Below are 13,440 nucleotides of genomic sequence, written 5' to 3' on the forward strand. Positions count from 1 at the left end.
CGTCTAATGAAAAAATTTAAATTAAAAATTCACACCTCGCTTCTAATCATAACAACGTTATTTATCGACTCATTTTTAAACGCAGGAACCATAGTTTACGACCTTGCAGGTAGAGTTTTAGACTTAACTCCTACCCAATCTATTTATATCCCCGAAGGTGACAGTTACACAATTAAAAATGGACAAGTAAATAATATACGAGCAAACAACATTATCATGCACCACTCTACGTCACAACTAATTTTGGAAAATGCAAAACTTTATTTGAGCAGCGACTACACAATGACACAAGGCTCAATGATCGTCAAAGGCAATAGCCTTATCGGAAGTAACAACAATAAATTCACAACGCAAGGACATTATATTTTGATCGATGACGGCGCTACTTTCAAATTTAACAATACTACTTTTGTCATGCAGCCACCGCAAAAAAATATCAAACTTGTTACTTTTTCTAATTCTCTTTCTTCGCTTTATCTTCTAAATTCTACCCTCAAAGTTGACTATATCAATTATAATTCAACAACTTCTAGCGACAATGGACCACTTTTTGTAGGTGGAAAATTAATCATAGATGGAAACTGTACGATAGATAATGCATCCACCAACACTATGAATGCACTGCAACTTGGAGTTAGCCTCTCCGCAGAAGATTGTGTTTTACAAATTAAAAACAATTCTAAATTAAATATTAATAATGCAGGATTAATAATTAATAATGGCGATCCTAATAGCCTTAATATTTCAACAGAAGCAACCATCAACGTAAATGCTAATGCAAACTTTGAAATAATAAATAGCCTAGATCTAAATAATTATTTTTTAAATTTAGACTTAACAAGCACAAATTTTTTCAATGGTAAAACTTTATCATTATTCAATGGGAAAATAAGTAGTAAACAATATTTTAGTGAATACAGTTATGCTTTAGATAATGCACTTACTTCTTCAAACGAATATTACGCTTTAGTAAAATACGCATCCGCTGACCATCCAGACGGAAACCCTAATACTGTAAGAATTTATAATAAAAATATGGATTATATTACATCCGGCACATATGGCGATGGTTACGTAACATCAATTGGCGCCGATTGGAGCCCTGATGGAAAGTATTTAGCGGTGTCGGGAGAAAATGCAGGATCTCCTAAAAAAAATGTCCGCATTTATACCTTTAACGGAACATTACTTTCTGAGTTATGCAGCGTAAGTACTGTTACAGATGCAACAAGCACCTCTCCTGAAAGCAATTACAATATCAGATGGAGTCCTGATGGTAGATATATTGCTACTGAATCAGGCGACCACCAATGGTTAAGATTTTATAGCTTTGATGGTGCAGAATTAAATCTCATCACTAGCTTTGAAAACGATGCTTGGAATACTACTAATCCTGCTTATTATAATACTCTAGACTGGACCCCTAATGGTAAATATTTAGCTTGGGCAAACGGTTTTGAAACCCCAGGCGTTTATCCATTAAAAATTTTATATTTTGATGGAACTACAGCGACACAAAGAACATCTACCTATGACTCAGTAGGAGCTAAATGTTATTCAGCTCAATGGAGCTCTACCGGTAAATATTTAATACGCGCAAGATTAGATTATTCCCAAGGACTAATTTATTATTTTGATGGTGAAAGCTTATCTTTAGTAACTACATTTACAGAACAGTACGAAAGATATGACTGGTCATTTAAAACAAATTATATATTTGCTTCATATGGCGCAACTCTAAATATTTTTAGATTCAATGGTGAAACACTAACTCCAATATCTTATGATAATTTGGATGGTACTGAAGGTCTAGCTCATTTTAAAATTAGCCATGATGATACATTTTTAGTAACTGGATTTTCAATTTATGGACGTTACAAAGCTTTACTAAGCAGCACAGATATTGCTTCAAAATTATCTCTTCAAAATGCTACTCTCAATTTAAATTCCAATAATACAACTCTTTACAACAAAATCCTTAAATCTTTATAAGGAGGAACTTCTAATGAAAAAATTTATAAACAACTTCGGCCCTAGATTTTCCAATGCAATCAGTAAGTTGCTCTAAATTTGTTTTCTGCACGGCTTCTACAGAGCCAAAACACTGCAAAAGTTTAAATTTTGTACTTTCACCAATTCCAACAATATCATCAAGAGCTGAATGTTTATAAGATTTTTTGAAAACTTTGCGACTTTGTGCAATCACAAAGTTATGAACAGAATCACGAATTTTGATAAGAAGTTTTGCACCATCTTTTTTGAGATTGAGACGTAAACTTTTACCATCGGGAAATATGATTGTTTCTTCTTTTTTTGCAAGACCAATAACTGGGCAGTTGAGTTTTAGTTCCTTCAATGCTTTCTGTGCAAAATCAACTTGTATACTTCCTCCATCGATTAAAAGTAAATCAGGAAGTGAATATTTTGCGTAACGTCGCTTTACAACCTCATGAATGCTTCGAAAATCATCCTGACCGAAATCGCCTTTGATATTAAAATATTGATATTGTGATTTGTTGGGCTGCGTACCTTTGAACTGCACACAACCGCCAACTATCACATCTTCACCAAAGTTTGAAATATCAAAACAGTCTATAATGTGTGGAATGGTAGCAAGTGCAAGCATCTCTTTAATTTCGATTGAACAATTATCTTGGCAATTTATTTGTGTGTATGCATTTTTCTTCGCAAGAGTTATGAGCTCCAGTTTTCTACCATATTTTGCATTGCTAATAGTTACTTTTTTGTTCCAAATTTCTTGTAAATAATTTTCGATGGCACTATCAAATTCACCATCAATTATAATTTCATCTGGAGCAGGGTAGCGGGTATAATAAATTTTTAAAAATTCGCTCAAAATGTCGTCGCTTGTAAGAAAGGTAAAATTATTTTTTTCTAGCAAAACACCATTTTTTGTACTCAAGACAGAAATGTATGATTTATTATTTATTGTAGCGATACCGATTGCGTCGGTGTCACTGCGATGGATCAAGTCGACACATTGTTTTTGCAATAAACGATGCAATAAATTTATTTTATTTCTAAACTCTAAAGCTTTTTCAAATTCTAAATTTTTTGAATGCGTTTCCATTCTTTCTTGATATTCACTCAAAAGTGATTCATCTCCATGACGGATAAAATGAATCACATCATCAATTATTTTTTTATAATCTTCTTTTGAAATTTTTCCGACACAAGGTGCGCTACAGATACCAAGATCTTTATAAAGGCATGATTTTTTGGGCATGATAAATCCACAACTTCGTATCTTAAAATAATCTCGCAATATTTTGGTAAATCCTCTGATTGAAGATGTATAAGGTCCGAAAAAAATATCCTTTTTGTTTGTTTTGCGCGCGACCAAAACCTGTGGAAAATCTTCTTTAGTAATTTTGATATAAAAATATTTGGCAGCATCTTTTAGTTGAATATTATATTTTGGTCTATGTTTTTTGATTAATTGATTCTCAAGCAAAAGAGCTTCGAGTTCATTATTGGTAATTATGTAATCTGTAGATTTGATATTAGAAACCAAAATTGTTGTTTTTGGATCAAGTCGGCTTTCATTGAAATAACTTGCAATTCTCTTACGCAGATTTTTGGCCTTACCGACATAAATAATATCTCCTTGTACATCTTTGTGAATGTACACACCTGGAGATGATGGAAAATCTTTTACATTTTTCATTTATCTACATTCTGCTTTTTTAAAACAGTTATTTGTTCACGAATTTCTATAGCTTTTTCAAATTCCAAATTCTCTGCAGCTTTATACATTTCGCCTTCAAGCTCCGCAATATATCTTGCAACATCACCTTTTGCCAAATGTTTAACAGTTTTGATTTTGATTTCGCTTTCTGGAATAGCTTTATAAATTGTTTTTGGAGTAATTCCATTTTCTTTGTTAAAAGCTTCCTGCATTTCTCTTCGCTTTGTTGTAATATCATATGCTTTTCGGATCGAGTCTGTGATATTATCTGCATACAAAATTACTTTACCTTCCGCGTTTCTTGCAGCACGCCCGATAGTTTGTATCAAGCTTTTCTCATCGCGCAAAAATCCTGCTTTATCCGCATCCAAAACCCCAACAAGTGCAACTTCCGGAATATCAAGACCTTCACGTAGTAAATTAATTCCAACCAAAACATCAAAAGCTCCGATACGAAGTTGTCTTATAATTTCCGTTCGCTGTATCGAATCTATTTCGCTGTGCAGATATCGCACTTTGACGCCAGCTTTGCTCAAATATTCTGTCAAATCTTCTGCCATCTGCTTTGTCAGAGTTGTTACTAAAATACGATGATTGTTTTTAACATATTTTTGAACTTCATTTATCAAATCATCAACTTGATTTTTGACCGGTCTTATTTCCAAAATAGGATCGAGCAACCCTGTAGGGCGAATAAATTGCTGAACAATTTGTCCAGCATGTTGCAACTCATATTCAGCAGGAGTTGCAGAAATGCAAACCACATGATTGAAATATTTTTCGAACTCTTCAAATTTCAAAGGGCGATTGCCATAAGCGCTTGGAAGCCTAAAACCATTTTCTACCAAATTTTTTTTGCGTGATCTATCACCAAAATACATAGCGTGTGATTGTGAAAGAGTTTGGTGACTTTCATCGATAACAAGCAAAAAATCTTTTGGGAAAAAATCGAGCAAACAAAATGGTGGGTCTTCAATTTTTCGATTTTCAAAGTGAGAAGAGTAGTTTTCAATTCCGTTGCAATATCCGGTTTCAACTATCATCTCCATGTCATAATTTGTTCGCTGAATTAATCTCTTGCCTTCCAGCTCGGGCAAAAGTGGAGCCGCAACTTTCAACTCTTTTTTGATAGACTTTAACGCTCCTTCAATTCGATCTTCGGGAACAATATAATGTCTCGCTGGGAATATCATTATTTTTTCTAAAGCGCCAATCGGACTACCACTGACTGCATCTATTTCCACAATTCGAACTATTTTATTTCCAACAAAATTAAAACGTACAATGTTTTTTTCGTAACCCAAAATTAAATCCACAGTGTTGCCTTTGACGCGGAAGCGTCCACTCTCAAGTGCAATATCATTTCGGTCATACTGCAAGGCTACCAATTTTCTAAAAAACTCCATACGATCAATTGTTTGTCCGACCTTAATTTCAAAAGCGATAGCTTTCCAATCCGAAGGACTTCCTATGCCATAAAGACAGGAAATGCTGCTAACAATAATCACATCATTTCGAGTCATGAGAGATGCTGTAGCTTTGAGTCGCATAAGTTCGATCTGCTTATTTACTCTAGAATCTTTTTCGATATAAGTGTTTGTCGCAGGGATAAAAGATTCAGGCTGGTAGTAATCGAAATATGAAACAAAATATTCAACACGATTTTTTGGAAAAAGTTCTTTGAGTTCGCTGTAAAGTTGAAAAGCTAAAGTTTTATTGTGAACTAAAACCAAAGTTGGTTTATTTATCTGAGCTACGACATTAGCAATCGTAAATGTTTTACCACTTCCGGTGATACCATGCAAAACTTGAAGTGGATATTTTTCATATCCATCAGCTAATTTTTCAATAGCTTTTGGCTGATCGCCTGCAGGTTTAAAATTGCTAACTAACTCAAATTTATTCATAAATATTTTTCTCTATTTTTAATTTTGACTTTTTGCCGCAATAACAGGATTCAACGTTCTTATAGCTTCTGAATAAATATCATAAAGTGAAATCCCTGAGGAACTTGAAGCTCCACCATCTATTTTTTTTTGAGCATTTCTTAAATCTGTTAAACAATCTTTTATTGCATTTAACAAAATTATACTTTCAGGACTTTCAAAATTTAAACTTCTGATTGGTTTAAAACATCTATGGAAACAAACATTAATAGTTGGATCTATTAAATATTCAAATATTCCCAAAACTTGTTCATGCGAAGGAAGAGTAATGATTCCCAAAATAGAAATTCTTAAAACGTCTCGACTTATTTCATTTAGAACTTGCTCCCAAGATTTTTCGCAAACTCCATAATTTTCGATATTTATATCAACTTGGTCTGAAAATGCATGCAATAAATCCGCTCGCTCAACCATTTGATCATCAATCCTAATACAAGGAACTCTACATCCATACATATCTATTTGCGCTAAAGTAGCAGAACGATCTGCTCTATACTCTTCAATTTGAGAAGAGTTCATAACTGTAGAGCTAGATGTCCTTGATAAAATTGGAATTGGTAAAAATCTTTTTTCTTGAGGGAAGTATTTTCTTAAGTCAAACAAAGTTATTGAGTATTCACAATCACAAAATCTATCCGTAAAAGATATTGGATTATGTTCTCTTTCAATCATTTTTGGATCAAAAATTTTAAGAAATTTAGATTGTTCTACATTCGCTTCTTGTTGTGCAGAGAATATTCCACTGATTTTTGCAAGTCTAAAAGCTGAATCTAGCTCTTCTCTTTTTTCCTTTTCTAACACTTTTGGATCTGTAGGAACAAATTTTATATCTTTAACTTTTTCTGCCTGTTTTCTTCTTACAACCTGCTCTAAAATAATTTCGCTGCGAAGTCGCATTAATTTTTCTATAGGAGAAAAACTTTCCTCACGCGAAAGTTTTTTAATCGAGAAAATTTTATAAAATTCTAAATATGAGTTATCTTCTTCCTCAATTTGTTTTAAACTCCACTCCCGCAACAAAAGAAAAGCTCTTTTAAAAAGACTAAAAGTTCCATCCGCGGTCATTTCGGTAACGACTGTTCTATTTTTTTCGACCAATTTCCTTTGCAATCGAGCTCTAGCAGATACTGCAGCCACCGCGCCATGTTTATCTGAGCTCGCTTTTAATAACATTCCAGCTAAGGATTCTTCCATCTGCATTTTTGCTTCATTTTCTGAAAATTCTTTTTCCGCTCTTTTGCAATGTTCTTTGTAAGTATCAATTGGAGAATCCACCCCCAAAAAACCTTTATAAATTACCTCACAAGCATCTGAAAGAGTTTCATCTGCATCAGGGTTTTCTTGCTTCCTTTTTCTAAAAAAGAGCTCATAATCTCTCTGAGTTTTTTCTAAATTAGGCTGAAGCCTAAACCAATCTTCTCGAACGCTATAATCTGTAAGAATTTTTTGCTTACCTTCTAAATATTTATATAAAGGCAGGAGCATAATGTTCCAAATTTTGCATATCTTTTTCAATTCTGCATCACAATGCATCTGTTCTGTAACAAAACTTAAATCAGCTTTAAATTCTGTATCGTCAAATTCTCCATCTTTATTTGTAAAATGTTCAAGACCAACATAGCAACCTTTAAAAACTTTTTCATGTAACGCTTTTACATGCTGCAATGTTTGCTTCATGCTTTCTAACTGTTCATATGAAAATTCATCAAACTTACCACCCGCTGATAAAAAACTTGTTATAAGTAAAAGACACAAAAATATTTTTTTTAATATATTTTTCATAATTTAAATGACCTCCATAATCCACTTATTTTATTTGTAATATTTTTTTAAGAAATTGACCTGTAAAACTTTTTTTGTTTTTCGCAATTTCATCAGGAGTTCCACATGCAACTATTTCGCCACCACCACGACCACCTTCTGGTCCCAAATCAATCACATAATCTGCATTTTTAATAATGTCTAAGTTATGTTCTATAACAAGGCATGTTGCGCCTTTATTCACAAGTCGATTAAGCACTCCGAGCAATTTGTTCACATCATCAAAATGAAGCCCTGTTGTTGGCTCATCGAGAATGTAAAGCGTATCTTTGGTCGAAATTTTGGATAATTCTTTACTTAGTTTTACTCGCTGTGCCTCTCCACCTGAAAGCGTTGTCGCACTTTGACCTAGTTCAATATATCCAAGGCCTACATCAAACAATGTTTGAAGTTTTCGCTTGATACTTGGGATCGAATCAAAAAATTTCACCGCTTCTTCAACATTCATTGTCAAAACTTGGTGAATATTTTTGCCTTTGTATAAAATTTCTAATGTTTCGCGATTATAACGTTTACCTTGGCATTCTTCACACTTCACATAAACGTCTGGCAAAAAGTGCATCTCCATGCATATCGTTCCATCACCTTGGCATTTTTCGCATCTTCCACCTTTTACATTGAAAGAAAATCTTCCTTCTCTGTAGCCTCTTATTTGCGACTCTTTGGTAGATGCAAAAAGTTTACGAATGTCATCGAACAATTTTACATAAGTCGCAGGGTTGCTGCGCGGAGTTCGCCCTATAGGCATTTGATCAATATTTACTAGATTTTTAAAATTATGTTTTATAGCATCACATTTACCTGGTAAATCTTTAGATCCATAAAACTCTTGTGACAATGTTTTTGCTAAAATTTCGTTAACAAGCGTTGATTTACCAGAACCAGAAACACCGGTTACACAAACCAAAACTTCTGTCGGAATTTTAACATTAATATTTTTTAAGTTATTTTCTTTGGCGCCAATTATTTCAAAAAAATCTTTGGGCTGTCGTTTTTTATCGCTGCCTTCGATTTTTATAGCGCCACTCAAATATTTTCCAGTCAAACTATTTTTGTTATCTTGCACATCTTTTGGCGTACCAAATGCAATCAGATTTCCGCCATGCACACCCGCACCCGGACCAATATCTACAACAAAATCTGCTTCCAAAATTGTTTCTTCATCATGTTCGACAACTATGACACTGTTTCCAAGATCACGTAATCTTTTGAGAGTATTGATAAGTTTGGCATTATCACGCTGGTGTAGACCAATTGACGGTTCATCCAAAACATACATAACACCCATCAAGTTGGAACCAATTTGCGTCGCAAGCCTTATTCGTTGTGCTTCCCCACCAGATAAAGTTTCCATAGTTCTTGATAAACTCAAATACCCAAGTCCAACATCTTGCAGAAATGTTAATCTTGTTTTTATTTCTTTCAAAATAAGTTCTGCAATAGTTGAATCTGTTTTATTAAGCTTTAAATCTTCGAAAAATTTGAGCGAAGAGTAAATATCTAAATTTGTAATTTCGATAATATTTTTGCCACCAACCAAAACAGAAAGCACTTCCTTCTTCAGACGTTTACCTTGGCATATTTCGCAAAAATTGCTTCGCATATAATTTTCAAAATCTCTTTTGCGATAATCTTTTTCCGATTGGTTATAAAGTCGCAAAAGCATAGGTATAACACCTTCATATCCAGATAAATAATTAAGTTCTTTCGCACTCAAACGTTTCTTTTTTAAAAGTTCTTTTTCTAAGTTTGTATCAAGCCCATACAAAATAATTTTTTGAACTATTTTATCAATCTCTTTAAATGGCTGGAAAATATTGAATCCACATATTCTGCTGATCGAAGTAATTCGCTCAATTCTAAAATTTTCGCCAAGAGCTGCACGCAAACCTTTGATAGCACCATCAGCGATAGCTAATGTTTTATCAGGCACAACCAAATCTTCATCAAAGCTATATTTTGCGCCGAGTCCACTACAGTTTTCACAAGCACCAAAAGGAGAGTTGAACGAAAAATCTCGAGGCTCAAAATTTGGTAGGAAAATCTCACACTTTAAACATGCAAGATGATTGGTATATAATTTTTCAATTTTTTTATTTCCAGAATTTATTCGAATTTGCAAATATCCTTTTGCAAGAGCAAGAGCGGTTTGGATCGAATCTGAAATCTGCACACGATCTTTGACAACTAATTGATCCACAATCACTGAAATGTCATGTTTTTTATTTTTATCTAGCTCAATTGTATCAGAGCAAAAATATTGTGTTCCGTTAACTAAAACGGTTGAAAATCCAGATTTATCAAGTTCTTCAAAAACTTTTTGAAAACTTCCTTTTTTCTGACGAACGATTGGAGACAATATCTCAATCTCTTTGCCTTCAAACTGCATAATATTATTTAGGATCGCATCAATAGTTTGTGCTTGGACTAAATCTCCGCAGTTTGGACAATGAGGCTTGCCAATTCGTGCGTACAAAAGTCTTAAATAATCATAAATTTCTGTAGTTGTACCAACAGTACTTCGAGGATTTTTAGAAGCAGATTTTTGTTCAATGGAAATAGCAGGGCTTAAACCTTCTATAGAATCCACATCAGGTTTGTCCATAACGCCCAAAAATTGGCGTGCATAGCTTGATAAACTTTCGACATAACGTCTTTGACCTTCGGCATAAAGTGTGTCAAAAGCTAGAGAAGATTTACCAGATCCAGAAACACCTGTTATCACAACAAGCTTGTTTCTGGGAATCTCTAAATCTATGTTTTTCAAGTTGTGATGCCTTGCACCACGAATCTTTATCATATCCATAAAAAAAGCCCCCAAAAGTCATAATCCTAAAAGCCTTATCTTAACAGCTATTTTCAACCTAAACAAGGGGTCTTGATTGCCAAATAGAAATTTTCGCACTTTTGTTAACATTTTATTGAAATTTAACTATAAATTTGTGTTTTTATTAGATTTTGAACTAAAAACCACGTTTTTACTGAAAAACCATCTGTGAATAGTTGACCCTTTGCAATAAAACAAATTACATTTAAAATGGTTAAAATCATAACAACATTTTAACGAAAGTAATTTTATGAAAAATATGAAAAAATTAAATATTGCTAAACTTTTTTTACTTGCCACAGTTGTTGGCTCAGTTTTGTTTTTTGCATCTTGTGGAGAACCTGAAAGTGAATCTACTTTACCGCTACCAATAACTACTAAAACATCTGTAACGAAATCATTAAATCAACCAATAACCCTTAACCCTTTACGAATAACCCATAATCCTTCATTATGTAGGTCTAAATCTCCTATAGTAAGCCCTGAAGATAGTAGACCAGTAGCCGATTCAGGTGTTAGTCCAAACGTAGGTGATGGGACTGTACTTTGTTCGCAAGTTATTTCTTTTGCAAAGCGAGGTATAAGGCTTACCATGGAAGATGAGGTTGATACCGATTGTTCCCCTGAAAAAACGTATATTTTTGCAGCTGTTTATGATGGGCATGGCGGAGACGAAGTTGCTAAGTATTTAAAACAAAATTTAAAAGAGAAGATTCTTCAAAATATAAGAGTTGGCACATTCAAAGAAAACATTTCAGCAGCATTTTTAGAAGTAGATAAAATGATTCATCAAGTTGATGCTCATATAGAAGACGGTGCTGGTTATGTAGGTTCATGTGCGACTACTGTTTTTATTGATAAAAGAACTAGAATTGCGTATTTTGCAAATCTTGGAGATAGCAGAACTATTTTAATAACAGAAAACGGTGGAGTCCATTTTAGCACAAAAGATCATAAACCCAATAATCCAGAAGAACAAGCTAGAATTGAAGGAGCTGGTGGATGCGTGTTTTCTAATAGAGTTAATGGTAATCTAGCGGTTTCTAGGGCGTTTGGAGACTATTTTTTTAAACCTGTGCAAGGTGATGGTACAATTGATATTAATAAATATTTAGTTTCTCCTATCCCTAATGTAACTGCTGTACAATTACAACCAACTGACAAATTTATAGTTTTAGCTTGTGATGGAATTTGGGACGTCTTTAGAAATGAAGAAGTTGCGCAATTTGTCTTAGCACAATCGCAAGCTGGAAGTAAAAATATTGCAAAAGATTTAGTTGATAAAGCATTGAGCCGCGAAAAACATTCTACCGACAACTGTTCTGCAATTGTTATATCGCTTGATATTCATTAAAAACAACTTTAATCAAAATTTAAAGGCTTGCGAAATTTCGCAAGCCTTTTTTTATCTCATCAAATTAGAATTTAAAATAATAATTCTCGCATTTTTATTAAGCTTTTTCTTGACATGAAAAACTATCTTCAGTAGAGTTGTCTACATGTGACATTTTTGAAATACACAAATAACGGGCATGAGCCGCTAGCTCAGTCGGTAGAGCAACAGCCTTTTAAGCTGTGGGTCACAGGTTCGATCCCTGTGCGGCTCACCAAAATTAAAATAAATGCCCCCATCGTCTAGTTGGTTAGGACACAGGACTTTCATTCCTGTAACAGGGGTTCGAATCCCCTTGGGGGTACCAAAATAAAAACAATCCAAATAAAATCTAAAAAATGAACAATCAAATCAAAAGTTTCTTACTTATTTTAGCCGGAATTTTCGTAATATTTTTCTTCGCTGCTGATTTAGTTTTAAAACTTATCGCACTTATTCTTGGTATCATTTTGATATTGATCGGAATCTCAATAAACAACTCAAACAACTTTACATCTTTTCATTCTTATAAATTTGTAAACTTCAAAAACATCTTCAAAAAGTGAAAGCCAACCACAAGCTTTCAAAATAAATTTTCTTTCATAAAAACAAATATTTTAATCTTTTAGTTTTATTCTTGTTTCTTAATGTTTTTCTTTGGTAATATTCTATTTGACATATAACCCATTGCAAAAACATATTCAAAATAAAAAAGGAGAAACGGTGGATATAAAAGAAATTTATACAAAATCTTTGATCTGGATGAGAAAAAATCAAAGCTTATTGCTCGGCATTGGGATCTTACTTTTGGGTCTATTTTTAATAATCAATTCACGCGAAATTATAATAAATTCGATCATTCTTGGACTTGGTTTAATCTGCATTTATTTCGGACTTCGTATGATAGGTCTTACAAAAGTAACTGATTATATCGATGAAACTGTTTTGAAAATTAAAAAATTAGTTTTTAAGAAATAATAAAAGGGATCTTTATGATCCCTTATTTTTTTACACTATATTTTTTACTTATCTGGATATAACTTTTCTGAATATTTTTTCATTATTTGATAATAACTAGGAATTTGATGAAGCAACATTTCTGCAAATTCTTCTTTGTACATATGAGAAGTTAAATTTCTACTATCAATCATTTTTAATGCAACATCTGTATCTTGCTCGGTCAATAAAGTTGCTTTACATGCGCTTTTTAAAGTCGGCTTAGGAGAACTAACTTCTAAAGTTGGAACTCCTCTTTTTTCTAAATATTTTTTTAAATATTTCCAAAAAAGATCCACTGAAAATTCAAATCGTTGAATCAAAGAATCGCGCAAAGATTTATATAATTCGTTGTACTCCAAAAACAAAGAGGGCGAATCTTTTTTCGATTCAAGTTTCTCTAAATTATTAAAAGCTTTACCCAATGATTTTAAAGCGCTTTCTAAATTTTTATATTTTATTTTTAATTCGTCCATTTTATACCCTCTTTTTCTATCTCCATTTTTAAATCAAGCGAAGCACTATTTATATCCACAATATCTACAAACAAGGGGATAGTTGTTTCATCAATATCATTATAAATTGATAAAATTGTATCAAATGGAATTTTTTGCTTATTATCTAAGGCTAAATCTATATCTGCTCCAGATTGATTAGTACCCCTAGCGCGCGATCCAAATAGATATATGGTGCAATATGGCAAATATTTTTGAATTATACTTATTAAAATAATCTTATAATCTTCAGATACATTATTTTTCATTTTTTT

General features: G+C 33.0%; 10 protein-coding genes and 2 tRNA genes. 6 read left to right on the forward strand and 6 right to left on the reverse strand.

The window, feature by feature from the left end:
• The first annotated feature begins 6 nt into the window (after positions 1–6).
• Positions 7–1,992, forward strand: coding sequence for a hypothetical protein (locus tag DEA20_02405; protein HBS48027.1), 1,986 nt, complete (start codon positions 7–9; stop codon positions 1,990–1,992).
• 10 nt (positions 1,993–2,002) lie between these two features.
• Here the strand turns inward: DEA20_02405 and uvrC are convergent, their stop codons facing one another.
• From uvrC to DEA20_02425, 4 genes are read right to left on the reverse strand one after another with little or no spacing between them, the layout of a single operon-like run.
• Positions 2,003–3,688: an excinuclease ABC subunit C gene (gene uvrC, locus DEA20_02410; protein HBS48028.1), complete on the reverse strand. Its 1,686-nt coding sequence runs from the start codon at positions 3,686–3,688 to the stop codon at positions 2,003–2,005.
• Positions 3,685–5,616: an excinuclease ABC subunit B gene (locus DEA20_02415; GenBank protein HBS48029.1), complete on the reverse strand. Its 1,932-nt coding sequence runs from the start codon at positions 5,614–5,616 to the stop codon at positions 3,685–3,687. Before DEA20_02415 ends, uvrC begins: the two co-directional genes overlap by 4 nt.
• An 18-nt stretch (positions 5,617–5,634) precedes the next feature.
• Positions 5,635–7,437, reverse strand: a complete 1,803-nt coding sequence (locus tag DEA20_02420; GenBank protein HBS48030.1) for a hypothetical protein — start codon at positions 7,435–7,437, stop codon at positions 5,635–5,637.
• A gap of 25 nt (positions 7,438–7,462) precedes the next feature.
• Entirely contained in the window at positions 7,463–10,282 is a 2,820-nt protein-coding gene (locus tag DEA20_02425; protein HBS48031.1) for a hypothetical protein, read from the reverse strand.
• A gap of 613 nt (positions 10,283–10,895) precedes the next feature.
• Between DEA20_02425 and DEA20_02430 the strand changes: the two genes are divergently transcribed.
• The 5 genes from DEA20_02430 (at position 10,896) to DEA20_02450 (ending at position 12,653) form a co-directional block, all read left to right on the forward strand.
• Positions 10,896–11,657, forward strand: a complete 762-nt coding sequence (locus tag DEA20_02430) for a hypothetical protein (protein ID HBS48032.1) — start codon at positions 10,896–10,898, stop codon at positions 11,655–11,657.
• A gap of 180 nt (positions 11,658–11,837) precedes the next feature.
• A tRNA-Lys gene (locus DEA20_02435) sits at positions 11,838–11,913 on the forward strand.
• Between the two features lie 14 nt (positions 11,914–11,927).
• Positions 11,928–12,003: transfer RNA gene (locus DEA20_02440), tRNA-Glu, on the forward strand.
• Between the two features lie 31 nt (positions 12,004–12,034).
• The gene (locus DEA20_02445) at positions 12,035–12,241 is read left to right on the forward strand and encodes a hypothetical protein (GenBank protein ID HBS48033.1); all 207 of its coding nucleotides are present in this window, start codon (positions 12,035–12,037) and stop codon (positions 12,239–12,241) included.
• Between the two features lie 157 nt (positions 12,242–12,398).
• Entirely contained in the window at positions 12,399–12,653 is a 255-nt protein-coding gene (locus DEA20_02450) for a hypothetical protein (protein ID HBS48034.1), read from the forward strand.
• A 44-nt stretch (positions 12,654–12,697) separates the two neighbouring features.
• Here the strand turns inward: DEA20_02450 and DEA20_02455 are convergent, their stop codons facing one another.
• Both DEA20_02455 and DEA20_02460 read right to left on the reverse strand, forming a co-directional pair.
• Complete coding sequence (locus DEA20_02455; GenBank protein HBS48035.1) at positions 12,698–13,147, reverse strand: hypothetical protein; 450 nt, start codon at positions 13,145–13,147, stop codon at positions 12,698–12,700.
• Entirely contained in the window at positions 13,135–13,434 is a 300-nt protein-coding gene (locus DEA20_02460; GenBank protein HBS48036.1) for a hypothetical protein, read from the reverse strand. Before DEA20_02460 ends, DEA20_02455 begins: the two co-directional genes overlap by 13 nt.
• Positions 13,435–13,440: the final 6 nt, after the last annotated feature.

This window comes from Candidatus Dependentiae bacterium (genome assembly GCA_003511165.1).
Taxonomy (GTDB): Bacteria; Babelota; Babeliae; order Babelales; family UBA12411; genus UBA12411.